Raw genomic sequence first — 21,155 nt, 5'->3', positions numbered from 1 at the left:
GTTGATAATCAGATCCTACCAGCCAAGTGACGCGGCACCTACCTTGGTGCTTTTTAGAGACACCGTTCAAAAAATCAACGCGAAAGACTATACCGCTGATCAGATTGCCGTTTGGGCTGGCCATGAGCGATCGCTTGCGGCGTGGCATGCCAGCTTCATGAAACACGTGGCGCTGGTAGCATTGGATGAAGCCGAGACAATCATTGGGTTTGCTGACATGGCGTCTGATGGCTACTTGGATCGGCTTTACGTCAGTGCGGCGCATCAGCGTGAAGGGGTCGGCAAACGACTAGTGGCGGCACTTGAGCAACGAGTCGTGTCATCGCAGTATACAGCTTATGTTTCGATCACCGCTCAGCCGTTTTTTAAGGCGATGGGCTACAGTACGATTCGAGAACACCGCGCCTTCATCGGTACGACATCTTTTCGCAACTGCTTAATGGGAAAAAAGGTGCGAATGTGACAGCAATTGGTTAAAAGCGGCACTGATGGCTTGAAGTTACGATGCAGCTAAAGTTTCACATGAAAACAGTGAATTCAGAGGTTAAGATGACAACTTATACGATTCAACTAGTAACCCAGCCAACACCCCCGCAACTTGATCGAATTATGGCGATCTGGCTACAAGGTAATTTGCAGGCCCATGATTTTATCCCAGCGGACTATTGGACTGGAAATGTGCCGCTGGTGCGTGATCAGATTAGCAAGGCAACACTTTGGCTTGTTCAGGATCAGCGTGATCATGACATCATTGCTTTTTGTGGCCTGCAAGATAACTACATTGCTGGTTTCTTTGTTGATGAGCAAGCCCGCGGAAGAGGCGTGGGGGCAGCGTTGATGGCCAAACTGCAACAGACCTATCCTAAGCTGACGTTAGCGGTTTATCAGAAGAACATAGGCGCAGCTCGTTTCTACCACCGAAAAGGGTTTACCATCGTGAACCAGGATCGGGATGAAGCAACTGGAGAATTAGAAGATAGCATGATTTGGCAACAGCAGCGTTGACTTAAGCAGTTGTTGCATAGGCCGGTTACAAAAATGCCCTTGTGAAGGGGATGATCGTTATGAGTGAACAACAAGAATTGCAGGCTAAGACAGCGATTGTCCACGCCATGAGGCCGCAAGAACGACTTGCCAGTTTTATCGCTCGCGCCTTTAGCGGTTTTTTAAGTGTTCCGACATTTGAACTGTTCCCCGCAACACGGTTAGAAACCGATATTCGCGCCTATTTAGCAACTGCCGACTGGATTCCGTTCACGTATCAAGACTTCTTCGTGTTGTCACTTGTTAAGTATGGTCATCATCGAGGATCCATGATTCAAATTGATGATAGTTATTTAACCTTTAGTGAAGAAACGCAAGCCATTGCCTTTTATCAAGTGGTTCGGAGTCATAAGCAGATCGTCATGAATGGTCTTTCTGTCAAGATGAATCAGGTGCTGGGTAAACTTTATGCAACCGACTTGATTGGCAGTTTTACGAAAGATGGTTTACTTTTGGTCTATCTCACAGAAGGTGGGTGTCGTTTGCTTGACTTATCTGCAAATAAATATATGGATCAATTTATTCAGGACTACGCAACGCTAAACTGGCGGGTGCTTGATGTGCCATCTAACACCTCTGAGGACTAAAACAATGCTGATATCAACTGAAAATTTTGTAGAAGATGTTCGTCATTGACCTTGCTCTTTGTTGCGGCAATTCGATAGCGTACAAGGATTATTGACCTTTGATTAAATCGTTTTTGACGAGCGTATCCGTTGCTGCCAACACGGCATCGACGGCCGAATATTGCGGTTGCCAATCCAGGACTTGTTTGGCTTGCTCATTGCTAACACGATGACTGATTGCTTGCATGAGATGACCTTCGCGTGCATTTTGGTTGAAGTGCGCGGCAAAACTTAGCAGCCAGTCAGGAATCTGCTTGGTTGGCAGGGTTGCCGCTAAATGTGGCCGATTTGTGCGAATCAGCTCAGCCATTTGAGGTAAAGAAATCTCTTTGTCAGCAACAGCGATAAAGCGCTGATCTGCGGCAGCAGGGGTTTGCATGGCCAGCAGGTGCATCGCGGCTACATCGCGAACATCAACCACTGCAACATCAATGTTCGGGACACGATTCATGTTACCGTTAAGCAAGTTTTTAACTAAGCCAAAGCTGCCCGAGACATGCGCATTCAGTGCTGGCCCAAGCATAGCACCGGCATTAATGCTGGTTAGCGTTAGTTGGTGACCATCGCTGTGGGCAAACTGCCATGCTTGTTTTTCGGCGACGAGTTTTGACCGCTCATACAGCGACAGACCCGGTTGATCTAGCTTAGTCCAATCTTGTTCAGTCGTTATCCGCTGCTGATCGAGATTGGAAAAACCGACTGCTCCGAAGTTAGCTGTCATGATCATCCGGTGAACACCGGCTGCTTCAGCGGCACGCATGATGCGCTGGGTGCCTTCAGTGGCGATATTGACTGTTTTCTCTGGTGATGTGCTGCCATTTACAAAGACAGGGGAAGCTACCGAGAATATGGTATCGATACCACGAAATGCATTTTCCCAGTTGTCGTCATGCGTTAGATCGGCTTGTACAAAAGATAGTTGGGAAAGATTTGACACGTGCTGTTGAGAAAGGGTTTCGAGCACCTCATGTTGTTTGTCGAGCCGTCGAACGCTGGTGACCACCTCGTAGTCTTGGGCGAGTAGCTGTTGAATGAGATGTAAGGCGAGAAAGCCGTTTCCGCCAGTAACAAAGACTTTTTTTGACATGATAAACTCCTTTGGTTGTGCTTAGTGAGGCGCTGGTATATGCTGTAGCATAAACCCTCGACATAACTCTAGGGCAAGCAAAAGGAGGTTATTTTTTGACCTATACAATCAAAGAAGCTGCCGAACAAAGTGGGCTGTCTGTCTATACACTACGGTTCTATGATAAGGCTGGCCTGTTGCCATTTGTTGCCCGCAATCCGGCTGGGTATCGTGTTTTTACCGATGGCGATCTGAACCTGCTACATACCATTCAATGTTTAAAGAATACCGGGATGAAAATCAATGACATCCGCACCTATATCACGCTTGTCATGCAAGGCGTGGGTTCGGTTGATTCACGCCGAGTGTTGTTGCAGGCACATCGACAAGCGGTGGTCGAGCAACAAGCCCGCATTGCTCAAAGTTTGCAGGAAGTTGATTACAAGTTGCAAATGTATGCCGCCCCTGATGCTGAGGCGCAGGTCCAAGCTGAACTGAACTTAGCGGAGGCCGAGAAGCGGGCGTTAGGGTTGCCCGATCCTTATCAGCAAGCTGAGTGAGTCGGATCGGTTATTGTGACAGCTTGATCAAATGTTGATCAAACAACCTGCGTAGTGTGATAAATTAGTCACAACATCATCAAGCCACAATTGTTTCGTGAGGTGATTCGTTATGATTCAAATTCGCCGATTTCGGGCAGCAGATGCAGCAGAAGTGGCGCAAATGGTCGCCACTACGTTAAATATCTCCAATAGTCGCGACTATTCTGCGGCTTATCTTGAGAAAACGGTTAAACGAATGAAGCCACAGTTTTTCTTAGATAAGGCCGAACAAACTCATTTCTACATTGTGCATGATGGCAATCGTATTATTGGTACCGGTGCGATTGGTTCATATTGGGGTAGTAAGACTGAATATAGTCTTTTTGATATTTTCGTGCTGCCGACCTATCAAGGACAGGGCATTGGCGAGCTGATTATTCGCACACTGGAGCAGGATACCTATTTTAAGCAAGCAGAACGGGTTGAGATTCCAGCATCGATTACTGCGGTGGATTTTTACCGGCACATGGGTTACGCCTTTAAGAAGGGGCACGAAACTGTGGACGATGAGCAGCTTTATCGTTTGGAAAAATTTCCCCAAAAGCAGCCGGCAAAGGTCGTTTCACCGCAGCAACAGGAAGGGGCATCGTGACGTTGAAAAAGATTACAAATTTCCGGTCACTAGGCGGGTACCAGAACGCCCACGGTCAAATGGTGAAGGATGGGTTGATTTTCCGTTCAGGACAACTTTTTGAATTAGAGGATGATCAAAGTCACTACCTTGGTCAGACGCTAGGAATTAAGCACATTGTGGATATGCGCAGTGACGACGAGCGGACGGAATTTCCGGACACAGTGTGGGAAGGGGCGGACTATGCCGTGTTGGACATTCTCAAGGATGCGACCGCCAATAATGCTAGCCTTGGGCGCATGATTACCGAGAAGGGCAATGTTCACGAAAATATGCTGGCGACTTATGAGCAGTTAGCGCTGAGTGATTCGGCCAAGACTGGGTATCGCCAGTTTATTCAAGGTTTGTTGCGCCCAAACGAACCCACCATTTTCCATTGTTTTGCAGGCAAAGACCGCACTGGCGTTGGCGCCGCATTGATTTTGAAAATACTGGACGTGAGCGAGCAAGACATCATGGCCGATTATCTTCAGACCAATGCTGAGCGCACAGTCGCCAATGAAGAGATTCTTGCTGGACTCAAAGAACGGGGTTTTACTGATCAACAGTTAAAATCAATCGGAGAAGCCCTGAAAGTTGATGCGGATTATCTGAGGCGTTATTTTCAAGTAATTGATCAGCAATTTGGGTCATTTCAGCAATACTTACGCGAAGGACTTAAGCTATCAGCAGGTGAGATTGCACAATTTCGCGATTTATACCTGCAAAAGTGAGTTAGGGTTATCGACCAGCTTTAAAATGATTTTTCCTTTGGCGTGACCAGCCTGTGAATAGGCAAATGCCTCAGGAAGCTGAGCAAATGGGAGAACGCGATCAACAATAGGGCGAAGTTTGTCATTTTCGACGAGTTCGCCTATTTTTTCCAGTTCTGATCCGCTGGGATGCATAAATAGAAAACGGTAGGAGACGCCGTTTTTCCGAGCGAGCTTGCTGATACGGTGATTTGCCAAGCGAAAAGCGACTTTTTTCCAAATAGGGACGTTATAAGCATCGCTAAACTTTTCATCAGGGATGCCGGAGACGCTGACAATCATGCCGCCGGGTTTGACGATTTGGAACGCATTCGCAAGACTGGTGCCGCCGAGTGTGTCAAAAACGCCGTCATAGTCCGACAGAACATCCTGAAATGGCACACGGTGATAATCAATGACGTGATCGGCGCCTAGTGATTTAACAAAAGCGATATTCTGACTACTCGTGGTGGTGGCGACCTCTGCACCAAGGGCTTTGGCAATTTGAATCGCGACGGTACCGACACCACCGGCTCCGGCTTGAATCAGAACTTTTTGATCAGGCGTTAAGTGCATCAAGTCGTGTAGCGCTTGATAACTGGTGAGACTGACAAGGGGTAAGGCGGCAGCTTCTTCAAATGTCAGCCGACTGGGTTTCAAAGCAATGTCGTGTTGATCAATCGCAAGAAAATCTGCAAATGTTCCGATCCGGTCTTTTTGTGGTCGGCCAAAAACGGCGTCGCCGACTTTAAAACGAGTCACGTTGGTTCCGACTTTTGTGACGATACCTGAAAAATCGCTGCCAAGAATCAATGGCATCTGGTATTTTAATAATAGTCGCAGCTTGCCGTCTTTCGTTTTTAGATCAATTGGATTAATGCTTGCTGCCACAATGCGCACCAAAACATCATTTGGTCGCACAGTGGGTAAAGGGACATTTTGAATTTCAGGCACAGCCTGTTTATAATGCGTGATAAGCGCGGCCTGCATGGTTTTGGTCATGACATATTCCTCGACTAATGGTTTATTTTTTTGAACCAATAACAAGGAATATAGAGCACTTGCATTTTAAAGTCAATTATCAAGGTGTCGCTTAAAAAAACACGCCATGAACCATGTGGGGATGATATTGATCTACGGAAATGTTCGGATGGTTGGAAACGCATCACTGACATATAATGAAAGCAATTCAATGGAATTAGTTGTTTGATACGACTGAAAGGAGCCTCACACTTGGTCATCAAGACAGTTTTCATTGATCGCGATGGCACTATAGGCGGGGACGGTCATTTTACGGCGATTCAGCAATTCGAACCTTATCCCGGCAGTGTGGCGGCCATCCGATCTTTGCGAATGGCTGGGTTGCAAGTTTTTGCGCTGACGAATCAGACAAAAATTGCTGCTGGTCAGTTGGACGAAGCCGCGCTGCGCATCTCGTTACTTGAAATGGGATGTTCTGATGCCTTTATTTGTCCACATGCTGAGAACGCTGGATGTCCATGTCGAAAACCTAAGACCGGTCTGATTGCACAAGCACATCTTCGCTATCGTTTTGCGAATCGTGATGCTGTGATCGTTGGTGATAGTTATCTGGCTGATATGCAATGTGCCATTAATGCTGGCATCTTGGGGATTCATGTCGCAACAGGGCGTGGAGATGCAGGTTATCAAGAGGTGGCGGGTTCGTTTGTTGAATGTGCCAGTTTGGCGGATGCTGCGACATGGATATTGGCTCAGCAAGGTAACGGTAAATGAGGCGAAGAGAATGACTGCTAAAGTGAAGGTTATTGAAGCCACAGCTAACTCTGATTTTGATGCTATTCGGCAGGTTTACTACGTGACGTGGCAGGACGCATACCACGGACTCATATCAGATGACTTTTTGGCGCACCTCTCACCGGCCAGTTGGCACCCGGAACGGCGCTGGCAAGACACGCTGTTAGCAGTTGATGACAAAGATAAAATTGTTGGTGTTTGCAGCTTTGGGCCAGCGCGGTTGCCGGATTTTAACGGCTGGGGTGAGCTTTATTCAATTTATGTGCTGCCGCAGTTTCAACATACAGGTGTCGGTGCTGTCATGATGACGCGGGCATTACAACGCCTGCATGAGAAATTTGACCAGTTTTATATTCGTGTTTTGGATAATAATGTATCTGCGCAGAAATTCTATCAGCATTTTGGCTTTAGCGTGACAGATCAGATTATGGAAGATACGACCAAGTTTGGGACGATTCGCGAACGTGTCATGGTTAAGCAAGACCCTTGAAAAGTAACGCCGAACATTTTAAATCTGGAGGATGAGATGTCACTTATCACGAAACAATTAGCACTGGATTTGCAAGTGCCAGCATCGCGACTGCAAAATACAGGGAATCTTTTCGTGACTAGACCGCCTGTGCCGACTGCCCGCAGTTGGGCGCGTGATGTTGGTGACATTGTCATTCGCAAAGGACGACTATGGGTGCGCACAACGAAGCCAGAGGTCACAGCTGCCTTAGCAGATGCTTTTGGACAGGCAGACGGGGCGTGGTTCCTTGAAATGAAAACCGTAGAGCAACTCACCGAATTGCTTCGGAATTTTGGGTTAAAAGTGACCAATATGGCACCTTTCTTCGTGCCGAGTAGCCAGCTAAGTCGCCAATTAACCGCGGGCATGCATTTGATTGAAGCGGATGCGATTCCGAAATACCAAGCCAATCATGCGATCAAAATGGCGTTTGGTTATGATCCGGCGGCACCGGATCGCCTTGGGATTGGCTACGAACTAGACGGAGACCTCGTGGCCGTAGCAGGCGCCAGTCAAAATGGCAGGTACTGTTGGGAGATCGGCGTTGAGCTGCTTGACCCTGCCTTCCGTCACCAAGGCATTGCTAGCCGGTTAGTACAGCAACTAACCGCTGAAATCCAGCATCAACACCAAGATGTCTTGCCACTTTATGGGACCCAATTCTCCCATGTGCAATCAATGAATGTTGCGATTAGAGCGGGTTTTGTGCTGGGATGGACAGAGCTGGTGATTGGCAAAGCTGTTTAAAATGGTGCCTTGGATCAAGTGAAGACATAATATGGTTAAGAAGTACGGATAGAATGTTTTGCAAAATAACTAAGGTATGCGCTCGAAATGGGGTAGCGTTATGGTACACATCATCGGGGTTCTTTTGGGTGTTTCAATCACATCAATGATTATTTTCTGGATCATGCGCACTTCAAAGGGACCAATCGACCATCGTACAAGAGCGTTGTTGTGGCTTGTAATGGCATTGGTGGTGATTGGCAATCTTGCCGGGCATCTCATGGTTGTTGAACATAGCAAATGGGCGCTGGCTTTTACGTGGTCGTTCGCATTTGCGCAACTCATCATTTTGTGGGTCATTGCGCGGAACTTTTAGCAATTTCCTTGACGCCGTTGTCAATATGTGAAAAAATAACATCAACATTTATTTAAATAGCAGTCACTACCGGGTGACAGTATCGCAACCGCATTAGGTCAATGCAGCGGTTGCGTATACTGTCGCCTTTTTGTTTTGAGGCTGCAAAATGATACGAGGAGGACACATTCATGCAGTGGTTCTATTTAGTTTTAGCAGGTGGATTTGAAGTCGTTTGGGCAACCTTTATGAAAATGTCGCACGGCTTTAGTCGTTTGGGATTTACGTTAGCGACTTTGGCTGGGATGGTTTTAAGCTTTTGGTTCTTGGCCCTTGCCGTTAAACATCTGCCATTAAGCTTGGCATACCCGGTTTGGACCGGGATCGGCGCTGTCGGATCGATTATTGTTGGTGTGGTCTTGTTTAAAGATCAACTGCAACCAGCGACTTGGTTCTTCATTGCACTGCTTGTGATTGGGATCATTGGGATTAAAGTGACGAGCGGCGATTAAGGCGAAGATGGTTGGGTATAGTGGTAAACTGACCTCATGAAAACGCTGGTGTAACGACGTGATGAAGAGGGATGACACAATGCAGACAATCGAATCAGAGTGGCTTGCTGAAAGTCAACAGGCCATGCGTGGCTGGGACTTTAGCCATTTAAAGGGACGTTGCCAAACCGAAGAACTGCCGTGGAATTATTCGGCCTGGGTTCGTCGACATTTGAAGCCAAGTGATGAGTGGCTCGATATGGACACAGGCGGTGGTGAATTAATGCAGACTTTTCAGCATCCTGTCGAAAAAACAACCGTCACAGAAGGTTGGCAACCTAATATTGATCTGTTAAAACGCACGTTGGTACCGCAAGGCGTTACGCTATATCCGGATCCAGAAGAACGATTGGCGCAGGTTCCTGATGAGCATTTTGACATTGTCACCAACAGTCACGGTGGTTTGCCGATACGCGACATTGCCCGTGTGTTGCGGCCGCACGGTCTCTTTGTCTCGCAACAAGTCGGCGCAACTAATAATTACAGTCTGTCACGGTTTTTGAATGCCAACTATGTACCAGCTTTTCCAGATAATAATTTACCGCAAGTTATGACCGAGTTGCGGGAAGCGGGCTTCGAGATTCTGAAATCAGACGCGGCCTTTGTGAAAATGAATTTCACTGATGTTGGCGCAATTGTTTATTATGCCACGGTTATTCCATGGGAGTTTCCGGATTTTGATGTAAAAAAAGTAATGCCGCAGTTGCATCAACTTCAGAAGATCATCGATAGCCAAGGTAGCGTGACAACGTTTGAAGACCGATTTATTGTTTTAGCAAAAAAGAATTAATGGGGATAAAATTAGATAGGAATAGGAACATATTAGCAACGCTTTAAACTAAATGGATAAAAAACGTTCGTTACAGTTTCTCTTTATCTATGTCTGCCCCACAACCTTTGCTATAATCAAACATGGCAACTGCCCTGGGAGGGGGGTGTGACCGTGATTGATTTTCTAAATCAGATTATCGCCCCGCTCATTGTGGGAGTGGTACTCCTGCTGCTCGAACATAGGTTGAATGATCGGCGATAGTCTTTGCAGTTGCCTTCAACCCACACGCCCGTCGTCCACGATTTATCGCAGCGGGTGAAAAAAATAGCCGTTTCCCGTACAGGGGAAACGGCTATTGTGATGTGACCGTAAAAGTTTTTCTAAACCAAAGTCATTATATCATGGATTTGTTGACTGACAAGGTAGAAAACACACTAGTACGTGTCAACTTTTCCTCGATTCTAATATTTTACCGTATTTTTTGAAAACCAAGTCTACCAGTCGTTATCACAACAGCTATTCATTAGAAATGAGGCATCGCTCTGGCTTTTGGGTTTAGACCATTCGTCTGGGCCATTACCATTCTTCATGACACCTTATAACGATGCAAGTTCCTCTTCAATAGCATGAAGTTCAGCAGCATTATCTGCCACGGCGCCGCTTGCCAGCGGATGGCCGCCACCACCATGTTGAACGGCCAGCGTATTGATTTCTTTGGTTTTGCCGCGGAGTTCAACCCGATAGCTGCCATCAGTTCGTTCGGTGAAGACCACCCAGCGATCAATGCTGGCTAGCTTGCCGATATTGCCGACTGCGCGCTGTTCTTCGCCATACGCAAGGCCAAATTGGGCGAGCAGGGCCTTTGTGATGAGGAGTGATCCGGCGCCAGTGTCAGTGATTTTGACATTTTCTAAGGCCCAACCAATCAAGCGGCCAACATTTTCCGGGAACTGGTCTTCTTGACGGCCAATTGCGGCGGCATCGATGCCGGTCGCAAGTAGGTCAGCAGCAGCTTGGTGGGTGCGGGCGGTTGTTAAATCATACAGAAAACGGCCAGTGTCACCAATAATGCCTGCGTAGAGTGCTGTGGCGGCTGCTTTGGTGAGTTGCAGCTGTGGGCTGTGACGTACTAAGTCCCACACCATCTCTGATGCACTGGAAGCATGGGTGTCAACCCAGTTGATGGTGCCAAGCTGATCTTCATCCAGATGATGGTCAATTTTGATCAGCATCGCTCCCTGATCAAAATGATCACCGGCAATGCGTTCGCGATTAGAAGTATCAATCACAACGACGAGCGCACCAGGGTAAGCATCAGCGGGCACTTGTTGTTGCGGTCCGATCCAAGCTAGATCGGGGGCGGCCGGTCCCGCTGTGTAGATGGTTTTGGCAGGATAAGCGGCACGCAGCAGCAAGGCCAATCCGGTTTGTGAGCCAATCGCATCAGGGTCAGGATTAATATGACGATGGATAATAATGGTGTTGAATTTTTCGAAAGCAGCTAAAATGCTGTCAGTTTCAGTCGACATGGCGATCCCCTTTTTATAAAAAAGTCTATCCTCATAGTACTGGTCTCAGAGGAAAAGACAACTGCTATAATAAGCAAAACAACTATTTTGGGAGGAACGACGGTGAAACGAATTTTGAAATGGGTTGGCGGCATTCTCGGTGTCTTGTTGTTGGCCGCTGGCGGATATTTGATTTATTTATTCACCACTTATTATCGCGTGCCTGATGATCAGGCGCTAAAAGTGAAGAACCAACAAAGTACGCAGTTTAAACCGGGCCAGACTTATACGGCGATGACTTACAATATCGGGTATGGTTCCTACCCGCCAAGTTATAGTTTTTTCATGGATGGCGGCAAATATTCGCGAGCCTACAGTAAAAAGTCCGTGCGTACCAGCATTAATGGTGTGATCAAAACCACGCAGGCGCAAAATCCTGATGTTGCTTTCTATCAGGAAATTGATCCGGATGGTGATCGATCACAACATGTGAATGAAGTGAAGATGGTCACTGGGGCGCAGCAACAATACGCCAATATATACGGTCAGAATTATGATTCGGCTTACTTGTTCTACCCGTTCACCCAACCGATCGGCAAAGCGAATTCCGGTATTCTAACGTTAAGTAAAGCCAAGGTCGATAGTTCCCGGCGCTACAGTTTGCCAGTGGACACTGATTTTAACAAAATCATTGATCTGGACCGAGCTTTTACCGCAACCAAAACCACGGTGGCGAATGGTAAACAATTCGTCATGGTCAACATTCATATGTCAGCATTCACACCGAACGTCAAGATTCAGCAGGCACAGTTCACCAAGTTGTTTAAATATATCGAACAAGCGTATCAGAAAGGTAACTATGTGATGGTTGCTGGCGACTACAATCATCGCTTGTTAAAAAATACCGCTGAAATCTTCCACACAAAAGATCTCGATGAAACGTGGACCCATCTTTTCCCAAAGTCCAAACTCCCTGCAGGTTTTCATATCCCGACCATGGGCTTGGCCAAGGCTGCCGTGCCGTCAGTTCGAGCCTTGGATCAACCGTATCAACCGGGTAAAAGTTTTGTGACGTTAATCGATGGCTATATTCTTTCGCCTAATATTAAGGCTGAAAGTGTGCATGTCGTTTCTACAGGTTTTCAATATTCCGATCATAATCCGGTAGTGTTAAAGTTCCAACTGCAATAACAGACTTCACTGAGGGTGAACCATAATTCTCACATCGGACTGGTGATTCACTAAATTCCGAATAATCGCAGGAAGATGCTAGGCTAAAACTTTCTTGCCGTGCCAAACTCCGCAATCTCCGGCCAGCTGGGGCTGGAACGCTGTGACGGCGCTTCGAGCCCGCAAAGCCCGCGGTCTCGAAGTCGCCTAACAACATCAGCGCCAAGCCCGGTCGCTGTGTTGTTTGCACGGCTGAGCCCCATCTGACCTACGATTGCTCCGCCTTGGCACTACGATCTTTAAAATCGCAATAAATAATCCATGAGCAGGCAAAAGCGAACAAATTTCCTTTAAGTGGAAAATTGTTCGCTTTTATTTTGCCGACTGAGAATTATGTCTCGGACTCTTGTCGCCAAACTGCGCAAAGTGGACTAATCGGCATCATTATAAGAATTAAATTCAAAAAATAATTTTGAAGGAACAAGCTTATTGAAGCGTCTGTTGTAGCACAGAGAATAACTGGTGTTTCTCATGTGACGCCAGCTTTTGCGTCAAAAATGGTACACCCGTATTGACGCTGTTTTTTAAGAAACTGAATTTCAATGTCAATTATTCTTACGCAAATACTTGAAATACAGTTTCATATGGCGGCATAATTGACTTGATTCATGACATCCTATTAGGGAGGGGAAAGATCATGTCAATATCTGCTTTTGCACTTATTTTCTTGACGATCTATGTGGGCATTGCACAACTTGATGCATTGTCTGTTAAGATCGGATTATTCTCGCCAGTGTTTGGCGGGGCGGTAACTGGTCTAGTTATGGGTGATCTCAAAACCGGCTTGATTGTCGGCGCAACGCTGCAATTAGCCACATTGGGGGTTGCAACGTATGGCGGTGCAACCGTTCCTGACTTTCTTTCTGGATCCATCATGGGCAGTGCCTTTGCGATCATGTCAGGTCGGGGCGCGGCTTATGGAATTGGCTTGGCGATTCCAATCGGCTTACTGCTGACACAAATGGATATTTTGGCGCGGATGACGAACACGATTTTCCAACATCACGCTGACCGCTTAGCTGAAAAAGGCGACTATAGAGGGGTTGAGCGCAATAACCTTTACGGGATTATTCCGTGGACAGTTTCACGAATGCTACCGGTTTTCGTTGGTTTGTTCTTTGGTTCCGCGGTTGTTAAAGCGATCAACGCTTGGATCCCAGCATGGTTGATGGTTGGTTTGAAAACAGCCGGGATTATCTTACCAGCGATGGGGATCGCGATCCTGATGCGGTATCTGCCACTCAAACGCTATTTTCCATATTTCATTCTCGGATTTGTTTTAATGGCTTATTTCACGAAAACATTCTCCTTGCTGGGCACAGCGCTGGTTGGCTTCGTCTTCGCGGCACTACATGTTTTAGATGCCAACGACCGCAAGCGCAACGAATCGAATAACCACGGCCCAAGCAACCATAACAATGGCGGCAGCAACGGCGGCGATGATTCCGATGAGGAGGTCGAGATCGATGTCTGAACTGAAATTAAATAAGATAACTAAAAAAGATCTCAAGCAGATTTTCATTCAAAACGTGTTGGGTCTGCAATTGGGATGGAACTACGAAAAAATGCAAGGTCTTGGCTATGCCTACTCTGTCATGCCAGCTTTGAAACGGTTGTATAAAGACGATCCTAAGAAAATGAAACAAGCCCTGAACATGGAAATGGGCTTCTTCAACACCACGCCGCAAATGGCACACTTAATTGTCGGCGCGGATGTTGCTTTGCAGGATCAGTTGGGAATGAACGATGAGAATGAAAAAGCGATCACTGGTCTGAAAACTGGCTTGATGGGTCCGTTCGCTGGCGTCGGTGATACGATTTTCGTGGCAATTTACAATGCGATTATCTATTCGATCACCGCATATCTGGCTTTGTCGAATCAACCAATCGGGTTACTCATTCCGGTCATTGGTTGCTTGGTCATTTTATGGGTTCGCTGGAAATTGTTCCAAGTTGGCTTGTCACAAGGGACCCGGCTGGCAACAACCTTTGCGGATAGCATGGCGACTTTCACGGAAGGTGCTTCTATCCTTGGGTTAACGGTTGTTGGCGCGATGATTCCGGCGGTTATCAACTACAAGCTTGACCTGACCTACAAAGTCGGCAAGGTCACGATGAATGTGCAAGACATGCTTGATAAAATCATGCCAGCACTGATTCCACTAGCAATTGCCTTGTTCTCATACTGGATTCTGGGTCGCAAGCATATGAACTCAACGCGACTAATTTTTGTCCTGATTCTGATCGGGATGGTGTTGGGCAATCTGGGCGCCATCTTCGGCTGGATCGGTAGTTTAGTTTAAAATCATGATAGGCGAAAAACACGGGCGCGATGATATCGGCCCGTGTTGTTTGAAAGGAAGATTCTAATGACAATTGTGGCAGCACGTGTTGACGAACGGATGATTCACGGCCAAGTAGCGATGGTCTGGACGAACACAGTCGGCGCTAACCGCTTAATGGTGGTTAACGATGAGGTGGTACGCGATGAGATGGCGATTCAAGGTTTGAAAATCGCCCGACCAGCAGGGAAAAAACTAGCAATTAGCTCCGTTGCCAAAGCCATCGAGAATTTGCAGAATGGCAAATTTGCAGATGATCAAGTCTTTGTCATTACTCGAAATATTCCCGATATGGCGAAGTTGATTGATGGCGGCGTACCAATCAAGGCCTTTAATGTTGGCAACTTGTCGGAAAAACCAGGCACTAAGAAAATCAAGCCTTCCGTTGCCGTATCACCAGACGATATTGCGATTATTCGGCGCTTATTGAAACAGGGAGTCACCATCACTGCGCAAATGGTTCCCAACGAAAGTGCAACGTCCATCGCAACTTTTATTGATAAGGCCGAATGAAGACAATCTTAGAGACGTTGCAGTCGCGTCTGTCGCAATTAAGTCCGGTGAATCAAGCTTTGGCTCGTCATGTTATAACCGATCCTGAGACTTTTATCGCACAGACAACAGCGCAGATTGCCCACGCAAGCGGGGTATCGGCCGCATCTGTCATTCGGTTTGTTCGTCAATTTGAGTTTGCCGACCTGCAGTCGTTTAAACTAGCTCTCGCACGGGAAAAGACGTTACCTGCAGAGGTGATGCCACTTGATCCGCTGGTTCAGGATGACGACGACTTGTCGACCATGATGCATAAATTAAGCCAGACTGCGATTGCCGCAGTGCGTGATTTGCCTGATGAGTTGGATCAATCTGCCGTGCAGTCAGCCATTACAACGCTGCGACAGGCACGTCATATTTATCTGGTGGGAGTCAGTGCTTCCGCCCTAGTTGCTCAGGATCTTTATTTGAAATTGATTCGCGCTGGTTACGTGGCCATTTTTGACCACGACACCCACACGGCGGTGGAGCGCGCTTATTATACGACACCGGCCGATGCCATGGTCGTTTTTTCATACAGCGGTTTGACTAAAGAGGTCGTATTGGCGGCTCAGCAAGCGCGGCGAAACCAAACGCCGGTAATTGCAGTGACACGACACGAGCCGAGTCCGTTGCGTGAAGCGGCAAGTTGCGTGATTGCCTTGCCGCCGACAGAACCGTTGTTGCGAATCGGTGCGGTGACCTCAATGTTCACGGAGACTTATGTCGCGAACATTCTTTTTCTTGGGGTCGTTCAAGGTGAGATCAAAAAAACTGAGCAGAATTATCGCGCAACGTCACAATTGACAAGTGAGTTAAAGATTCGAGGGGAAAAATATGTCAATCGCAGACTTAATGACCGAGCAAAGAAATCCGGCCAGCACACACATCGACACAATGACAACGCCTGATTTGGTGGCGTTGATTAATGCTGAAGATGCAAAAATTGCACCAGCAATCGCCAAAGAAAATAGCCACATTGCCGCGGCAATCGATGCTGCCGGGCAACGATATAATCGTGGCGGTCGGTTGATTTATGCCGGGGCGGGCACCTCTGGTCGTTTGGGAGTTTTGGATGCAGCTGAACTCGTACCAACTTATGGTATTCCGCCAGAGCGGGCAGTCGGGCTAATTGCTGGTGGCATGTCGGCCATGTTCAAGTCGGTTGAAGGCGCGGAAGATTCTGCGGAGCTAGCCGAGCATGATCTCAAAGGACTGAATTTGAACGCCAATGACACGGTTATCGGGATTGCCGCATCTGGCCGGACGCCGTATGCGATCGGAGCTTTAGCATTTGCGCAACAAACCAAAGCGCTTGCGATTTCGGTGGCCTGCGTCCCTGACAGTGTCTTGGCACAACATGCGGATATCGCCATTGCCCCAGTTGTTGGCCCGGAAGTGATTACCGGATCAACACGCATGAAAGCTGGGACTGCGCAAAAGATGGTTCTGAATATGTTGTCGACAGGGGTCATGATTCGCGCCGGGAAGGTTTTTGAAAACTTAATGGTCGATGTTTTGCCAACCAATGCCAAGTTGGTTGATCGCGCAGAGCGCATTATTGCGGCCACAACCGGCGTTGATCAAATCCAAGCTGCAACCTTGCTGAAAGCAGCGGGACATAAGGTCCCAGTCGCAATTGTGATGGCTAAAACCGAGCTGGATGCCGCCGATGCAACGCAGGTCTTGGCGGATCATGATGGTGTTATCAGTGCAGTTTTGGCGGCTTGGGAGGTCGAGCATGGGCACAAATAAGCAGACAGCTTTGCTGCCAACGGTTAACCAGGCGATAACTGATGGCGCGGTTTTCGGCGTGTCATATAGTCTGCTTGGCCCGCAAGAAAATGCCTTGCATGTGATCGGCTACCAAGGTGCCGGGGATGACCGGCTGCCGTTGTTGCCGCAAGCGCGGTATGATCTGGCGTCGTTGACGAAAGTTGTCGGCACGACCACCCGACTGCTGCAGTTGCTTATAGCTGGCAAGTTAGAATTAACCCAACCCATCGGCTCGTTGGTCAGCGGTTTGCGCTATCCACAACTGACGATTGAACAACTCATGCTGCATCGCAGTGGCTTGCCAGCAGATGTCCCTGATGCCCATGCGCTCGATCAAGCGGGGTTGATTCATGCCGTCAAAACAATGGCTGCTGTCGCTGCACCAGACACTGAGACGATTTATTCGGATTTGAACTACATCATACTCGGTTGGGCGATTGCTGCACTCGATGGTGATTTGGCAACAAGCCTGACGCAACATATTTTTGCACCACTGGGCATGCATGCGACCGGTTATCGACCGCAACACGTGGCTGCAGCCGATTTTGTGCCAACCGAAAACGTGCCTGCTCGCGGTGGCATCATTCGTGGGACAGTTCACGACCACAAAGCCTTTTTACTAGATGGGGTTAGTGGTCATGCAGGGTTGTTCGCCACGCTTGCGGATCTGACTATTTTCACACGGTTGTTGGCTGGTCTGCCCGTGACAAATGGCGATCAAGTTCTGCCACCAGCGGCGTTTGCGCTGCTTGACCGCTTTTGTAAAGGCGGTCGGACACTCGGCTGGCGCTGTTGGGCGCAAGGACGTCATCAATACTGGCACACTGGGTTTACAGGGACATCAATAGCATTTGATCGTGATACCCAGCGCGGATTTGTCTGTTTGACCAATCGAATCTATCCTAGCCGCGCCAATCGTGCATGGTTGGCGGTTAGGCGCCAGTTATTAACCCAATTTTTCGAGGTGGCGACTTCATGGCCGGATTAGAACCAATTATTCAAAAAATACAGTTACGGCCGATCAGTTTACCGCTGGTGCGGCCTTTCACAACAGCGATGCATACCGTGACGGCAGCGGATGCTGTTCAAGTTGACGTTTTGCTGACAAACGGCACAGTTGGTCATGGCGCCGGCACCCCCAACGCGGTGGTGACAGGTGATACGATGTCGACCTTGCAGGAAAACTTGCAGACACAGGTGATACCGGCACTCATTGGCCGTGACATTCGAGACTGGAATAGTTTGCTGACGCGGCTTCATGCCAGCACATCGGAGCAACCCGCCATTGCAGCGGTTGAATTGGCACTTTATGATTTGCGTGCAAAGCAGGTTAGCATCCCGCTGACAGCGTTGCTCGGTGGTCAACAGCGAACGGTCACGACTGACATGACGATTGGGATTCAAGCGCTGCCCGATATGGTAAGCGAAGCGAAGGCATTTGTTTCCCGAGGCTTTAAGGCTTTAAAAATCAAAGTCGGTGGTGGTCGATTGGCAGATGATTTGGAGCGCGTCAAAACGATTGCCAAAGCTGCAGGCCCTGATATTCGCCTGCGTCTCGATGCCAATCAAGCATGGACAACTGATCAAGCCAAGGTTGCGGTGACCGAACTGGCGGCTTTGCAGTTACCGATAGATTTTATTGAACAGCCAGTTGCTGCGCGCAATCACGAAGGCCTGGCAACGTTGACTGCTATGCGACAGTTACCAATCATGGCGGATGAGAGTGTCTTTGGGTTTCAAGATGCGCTGGCATTACTCAGTCGCCACGCAGTCAATCACATCAATATCAAACTAATGAAAACAGGCGGTTTGGCGGAGGCTGCGAAGATCGATGCAGCTTGCGCGTCTTTTGGCGTGACGACCATGGTTGGGTGTATGATCGAAAGTAACCTGAGTCTGGTGCCGGCGATCGCGTTTGCCGCGGTTCATGATAATGTTACGTTCACAGATTTGGACGCGGTCTACATGGTCAAAAAGCAGCAAGCAGGCATTCAAACGAACGGACCACAGCTTACAATTGGAGATCCTTTGCATGACGCCTGATAAACTCGTGACACGGCTTGATCAAGTGAATCAGAACTTTGACGAAAAACACGCCTTGTTGGTTGCTGATACCCGGCATGTGCTGTTTGGCGCGCAGGTTGGTCAACCATTTCCCGCTGCTAGTTTGATCAAACTGGGCATTGCCGCCTTTGTAAAGGAAAAAGCGGCAGATGATCCCAGCCAACTCGAGCGGCAAGTGACGCTTCCGGAATCGGTCGGCGGGGCAGGTATTTTACGTTTCATGTCACCACAAGCTTGGCGCGTGCGTGATTTGCTGACGTTGATGCTCACGGTATCGGATAATCTGGCTACCAATGCGCTATTAACCACGTATGGGCTGCCGACCATTGCAGCGTGGCTAACTCGGCATTATCCTGGCGTCCAACTACGGCGACCCTTGATGCAATCAACCTTTGATGGCGATAATATGATCACCGCAAGCGCTGCCTGGCAACTTTTGCGCGCTTTGTTAATGTCGGACGGCAACGAACCGGCAGCGGATATCTGTGCCCAAGCCCTGCGGCATCAGCAAAACCGCACCAAGCTGCTGTTAGCGCCGACCATGGAAAACTTCGTCGGTTGGCTAGCCGGCAAAACTGGCGAGTTACCTCATTGCGAACATGATGCGGCCTGTTTTGCCGCTGAAGGTGAGCGCTTGTATGCGGTGGTGCTGACACAATTTGATTATGATCGGCAGACGGCTATGCAATTTAGTCAACAGGTTGGGCACCTTATTGTGCAAGCTTTTCAGGAAAAACGGGATCGGTTTTTGTGAGTTTTGGCGATCTATAGAGTTGTTGGTTGTTTTATCAGAATAATATTTTTTGAGATAAAAACGCTTAAGGATTAGAATTTAACAATTCTATCGTTAGGCGCTTTTGCTATAATCACAACTGAACACAATTGTTATAAAGAAAGTATGATTTCATGGCTGACGAATTTCTTGCGCATCCTTTGATCACGATTACGAACGTTATTTGGAGTTTTTCGCGGACAACCCACCAGTTGCAGGTACTTTTGATTCATCGTGCCGGGGCACCGTTTGCCGGTTTCTGGGCATTGCCGGAAACCACTTTGCGTGAACGGGAAAGTGCAGATACAGCAGCGATTCGATTGATTCGCGATAAGATCGGAATTCACGTTAATCGTGGATCGACAGAGCAACTTGCGACATTTACCGATCCGACGCGGACCCCCGGGGAGCGCGCACTGGCGTTGACTTACATGACTTACTTGCCAACGATGCCGAAGTTGCAACCGGGTTACGGTGCTACCGATGCACGCTGGTTTGTTTTTAGTGCTGCTGATGAAGCAGGGTATCAACTGCAAAATGGGCGAACGATTTTTCCGCTAGGCACATCGACATCTGAGCTAGCGTTTGATCATGCCCGGATTTTGACGGTGGCCATTCGCCGTATTCGTAACCGACTAGACTATCAGCCTACGATTCTTCAAGTTTTGGGGACGACGTTTACGTTGAAAGAGGCGCGCGAAGTGTATGCACCATTTTTAATGACGACTGCAAATGCGATTGATAATTCTAATTTTAAGAAAACCCACCAACAGCTGTTTATCGAAGTCGGCACTGCTCATGATCGCACGCGTAGTGGCCGGCCACCGAAGCTTTTCAAACTGGCAGAGTTGAAAAATCCGATGTGACCGCGTATCGTAGAGAGCAAATAAAAGTCGGATCTACTTTTATAGAATGCAAGTTTAAGTAAAAAATACTTTTATTAAGAAAGGATACTAATTATGGCACACACAAATGAAGCGCTGCTGATCATTGATTACACCAATGATTTTGTGGCTGACGAAGGGGCCTTGACCTGTGGCAAGGCTGGTCAAGTGCTGGCACCACAAATTGTTGCTTTGGCTGATGAATTTCTACAGCAAGATGGCTGGGTGTATTTGCCAACGGATGTTCACACGCCGCATGATCCCTATCATCCAGAAAGCAAACTGTTTCCGCCGCATAATGTTCGCGGTACGTGGGGACGTGCTTTTTATGGTTCGCTGGCGCCTTGGTACGACGCGCATCAAGCCGAAGATCATGTCAATATGTTTGATAAGACCCGATATTCTGCTTTTGCCGGGACGCCCCTAGATTTGCGCCTGCGCGAACGGAAAATTGCGACTGTTCATTTAGTTGGCGTGTGCACGGATATTTGTGTGCTGCATACTGCAGTGGATGCCTACAACCTGAATTACCAGATAGTTGTTCATCAGAAGGCAGTCGCTGCATTGACACCAGCTGGGCAAGATTGGGCACTTGATCATTTTGCCCATGTGCTGGGAGCAACCGTTATCGATTAGTGTTGAGACGTCATAAAAGAA

Annotated in this window: 26 protein-coding genes; 23 read left to right on the top strand and 3 right to left on the bottom strand. The window is 48.0% G+C overall.

The genetic code is table 11. From position 1 onward, the window contains the following. The first annotated feature begins 1 nt into the window (after position 1). Genes ACWPAB_RS05085 through ACWPAB_RS05075 form a run of 3 tightly spaced genes read left to right on the top strand, consistent with a single transcriptional unit; the run spans position 2 to position 1,631 of the window. On the top strand, positions 2-463 hold the full coding sequence (locus tag ACWPAB_RS05085) for a GNAT family N-acetyltransferase (RefSeq protein ID WP_016381768.1): 462 nt from the start codon (positions 2-4) through the stop codon (positions 461-463). 41 nt (positions 464-504) lie between these two features. Then, positions 505-1,005 carry a GNAT family N-acetyltransferase gene (locus tag ACWPAB_RS05080; RefSeq protein ID WP_016381767.1) on the top strand — a complete coding sequence of 167 codons (501 nt, stop codon included), beginning with the start codon at positions 505-507 and terminating at the stop codon, positions 1,003-1,005. Between the two features lie 59 nt (positions 1,006-1,064). Continuing rightward, complete coding sequence (locus ACWPAB_RS05075) at positions 1,065-1,631, top strand: hypothetical protein (RefSeq protein WP_016381766.1); 567 nt, start codon at positions 1,065-1,067, stop codon at positions 1,629-1,631. Positions 1,632-1,719: 88 nt separating this feature from the next. On the opposite strand, the gene ACWPAB_RS05070 is transcribed toward ACWPAB_RS05075, so the two are convergent. Then, a complete protein-coding gene (locus tag ACWPAB_RS05070) occupies positions 1,720-2,757 on the bottom strand; it encodes an NAD-dependent epimerase/dehydratase family protein (RefSeq protein WP_003585959.1) in 1,038 nt (345 codons plus the stop codon). A 95-nt stretch (positions 2,758-2,852) separates the two neighbouring features. Between ACWPAB_RS05070 and ACWPAB_RS05065 the strand changes: the two genes are divergently transcribed. The 3 genes from ACWPAB_RS05065 (at position 2,853) to ACWPAB_RS05055 (ending at position 4,682) form a co-directional block, all read left to right on the top strand. After that, on the top strand, positions 2,853-3,296 hold the full coding sequence (locus ACWPAB_RS05065; RefSeq protein WP_003585957.1) for a MerR family transcriptional regulator: 444 nt from the start codon (positions 2,853-2,855) through the stop codon (positions 3,294-3,296). Positions 3,297-3,408: 112 nt separating this feature from the next. Next, entirely contained in the window at positions 3,409-3,930 is a 522-nt protein-coding gene (locus ACWPAB_RS05060) for a GNAT family N-acetyltransferase (protein ID WP_003585955.1), read from the top strand. Further along, positions 3,927-4,682 carry a tyrosine-protein phosphatase gene (locus tag ACWPAB_RS05055; protein WP_003585954.1) on the top strand — a complete coding sequence of 252 codons (756 nt, stop codon included), beginning with the start codon at positions 3,927-3,929 and terminating at the stop codon, positions 4,680-4,682. Before ACWPAB_RS05060 ends, ACWPAB_RS05055 begins: the two co-directional genes overlap by 4 nt. Here the strand turns inward: ACWPAB_RS05055 and ACWPAB_RS05050 are convergent. After that, complete coding sequence (locus ACWPAB_RS05050) at positions 4,665-5,702, bottom strand: NADP-dependent oxidoreductase (protein ID WP_003585952.1); 1,038 nt, start codon at positions 5,700-5,702, stop codon at positions 4,665-4,667. The genes ACWPAB_RS05055 and ACWPAB_RS05050 overlap by 18 nt on opposite strands. A 231-nt stretch (positions 5,703-5,933) precedes the next feature. Here ACWPAB_RS05050 and ACWPAB_RS05045 point away from each other — a divergent pair, with 231 nt between their 5' ends. The 6 genes from ACWPAB_RS05045 (at position 5,934) to ACWPAB_RS05020 (ending at position 9,409) form a co-directional block, all read left to right on the top strand. Then, a complete protein-coding gene (locus ACWPAB_RS05045; protein ID WP_003581493.1) occupies positions 5,934-6,455 on the top strand; it encodes an HAD-IIIA family hydrolase in 522 nt (173 codons plus the stop codon). A 10-nt stretch (positions 6,456-6,465) separates the two neighbouring features. Further along, positions 6,466-6,966: a GNAT family N-acetyltransferase gene (locus tag ACWPAB_RS05040; protein ID WP_003585950.1), complete on the top strand. Its 501-nt coding sequence runs from the start codon at positions 6,466-6,468 to the stop codon at positions 6,964-6,966. A gap of 36 nt (positions 6,967-7,002) precedes the next feature. Continuing rightward, positions 7,003-7,734, top strand: a complete 732-nt coding sequence (locus ACWPAB_RS05035) for a GNAT family N-acetyltransferase (protein WP_016381764.1) — start codon at positions 7,003-7,005, stop codon at positions 7,732-7,734. A gap of 100 nt (positions 7,735-7,834) precedes the next feature. Further along, complete coding sequence (locus tag ACWPAB_RS05030; RefSeq protein WP_003568143.1) at positions 7,835-8,089, top strand: hypothetical protein; 255 nt, start codon at positions 7,835-7,837, stop codon at positions 8,087-8,089. Between the two features lie 170 nt (positions 8,090-8,259). Continuing rightward, positions 8,260-8,580, top strand: a complete 321-nt coding sequence (locus ACWPAB_RS05025; RefSeq protein ID WP_003568140.1) for a DMT family transporter — start codon at positions 8,260-8,262, stop codon at positions 8,578-8,580. A 79-nt stretch (positions 8,581-8,659) separates the two neighbouring features. Then, positions 8,660-9,409, top strand: a complete 750-nt coding sequence (locus tag ACWPAB_RS05020; RefSeq protein ID WP_003585946.1) for a methyltransferase domain-containing protein — start codon at positions 8,660-8,662, stop codon at positions 9,407-9,409. Between the two features lie 578 nt (positions 9,410-9,987). Here ACWPAB_RS05020 and ACWPAB_RS05015 read toward each other — a convergent pair. Continuing rightward, complete coding sequence (locus tag ACWPAB_RS05015) at positions 9,988-10,920, bottom strand: DHH family phosphoesterase (RefSeq protein WP_003585944.1); 933 nt, start codon at positions 10,918-10,920, stop codon at positions 9,988-9,990. A gap of 102 nt (positions 10,921-11,022) precedes the next feature. On the opposite strand from ACWPAB_RS05015, the gene ACWPAB_RS05010 reads away from it, so the two are divergent. From ACWPAB_RS05010 to ACWPAB_RS04960, 11 genes are all read left to right on the top strand, one after another. Then, positions 11,023-12,090, top strand: a complete 1,068-nt coding sequence (locus tag ACWPAB_RS05010) for an endonuclease/exonuclease/phosphatase family protein (protein WP_003585941.1) — start codon at positions 11,023-11,025, stop codon at positions 12,088-12,090. Between the two features lie 676 nt (positions 12,091-12,766). Next, positions 12,767-13,603 (top strand): PTS mannose/fructose/sorbose/N-acetylgalactosamine transporter subunit IIC, encoded by an 837-nt coding sequence (locus tag ACWPAB_RS05005; protein ID WP_003585940.1) that lies wholly within the window; start codon positions 12,767-12,769, stop codon positions 13,601-13,603. Beyond that, positions 13,596-14,432 carry a PTS system mannose/fructose/sorbose family transporter subunit IID gene (locus ACWPAB_RS05000; protein ID WP_003568131.1) on the top strand — a complete coding sequence of 279 codons (837 nt, stop codon included), beginning with the start codon at positions 13,596-13,598 and terminating at the stop codon, positions 14,430-14,432. The genes ACWPAB_RS05005 and ACWPAB_RS05000 overlap by 8 nt, the downstream gene beginning before the upstream one ends. 66 nt (positions 14,433-14,498) lie before the next feature. Further along, entirely contained in the window at positions 14,499-14,984 is a 486-nt protein-coding gene (locus ACWPAB_RS04995; protein WP_003568129.1) for a PTS system mannose/fructose/N-acetylgalactosamine-transporter subunit IIB, read from the top strand. Then, on the top strand, positions 14,981-15,913 hold the full coding sequence (locus ACWPAB_RS04990) for a MurR/RpiR family transcriptional regulator (RefSeq protein ID WP_003585938.1): 933 nt from the start codon (positions 14,981-14,983) through the stop codon (positions 15,911-15,913). Before ACWPAB_RS04995 ends, ACWPAB_RS04990 begins: the two co-directional genes overlap by 4 nt. Beyond that, the gene (murQ, locus tag ACWPAB_RS04985; protein WP_003585935.1) at positions 15,840-16,757 is read left to right on the top strand and encodes an N-acetylmuramic acid 6-phosphate etherase; all 918 of its coding nucleotides are present in this window, start codon (positions 15,840-15,842) and stop codon (positions 16,755-16,757) included. The genes ACWPAB_RS04990 and murQ overlap by 74 nt, the downstream gene beginning before the upstream one ends. Next, positions 16,744-17,766 carry a serine hydrolase domain-containing protein gene (locus ACWPAB_RS04980; RefSeq protein WP_016381797.1) on the top strand — a complete coding sequence of 341 codons (1,023 nt, stop codon included), beginning with the start codon at positions 16,744-16,746 and terminating at the stop codon, positions 17,764-17,766. The genes murQ and ACWPAB_RS04980 overlap by 14 nt, the downstream gene beginning before the upstream one ends. Further along, positions 17,754-18,821, top strand: a complete 1,068-nt coding sequence (locus ACWPAB_RS04975) for a dipeptide epimerase (RefSeq protein WP_003585932.1) — start codon at positions 17,754-17,756, stop codon at positions 18,819-18,821. Before ACWPAB_RS04980 ends, ACWPAB_RS04975 begins: the two co-directional genes overlap by 13 nt. Further along, on the top strand, positions 18,811-19,596 hold the full coding sequence (locus ACWPAB_RS04970; protein WP_003585930.1) for a serine hydrolase: 786 nt from the start codon (positions 18,811-18,813) through the stop codon (positions 19,594-19,596). Before ACWPAB_RS04975 ends, ACWPAB_RS04970 begins: the two co-directional genes overlap by 11 nt. A gap of 152 nt (positions 19,597-19,748) precedes the next feature. Beyond that, positions 19,749-20,480, top strand: a complete 732-nt coding sequence (locus ACWPAB_RS04965; RefSeq protein ID WP_003585928.1) for an NrtR DNA-binding winged helix domain-containing protein — start codon at positions 19,749-19,751, stop codon at positions 20,478-20,480. A gap of 93 nt (positions 20,481-20,573) precedes the next feature. Then, positions 20,574-21,134 carry a cysteine hydrolase family protein gene (locus ACWPAB_RS04960; RefSeq protein WP_003576835.1) on the top strand — a complete coding sequence of 187 codons (561 nt, stop codon included), beginning with the start codon at positions 20,574-20,576 and terminating at the stop codon, positions 21,132-21,134. Positions 21,135-21,155 lie beyond the last annotated feature (21 nt).

The organism is Lacticaseibacillus sp. 30 (assembly GCF_053819265.1).
Note: the sequence above shows the minus strand (reverse complement) of the source record. Positions and strands in the feature narration are given on the sequence as shown.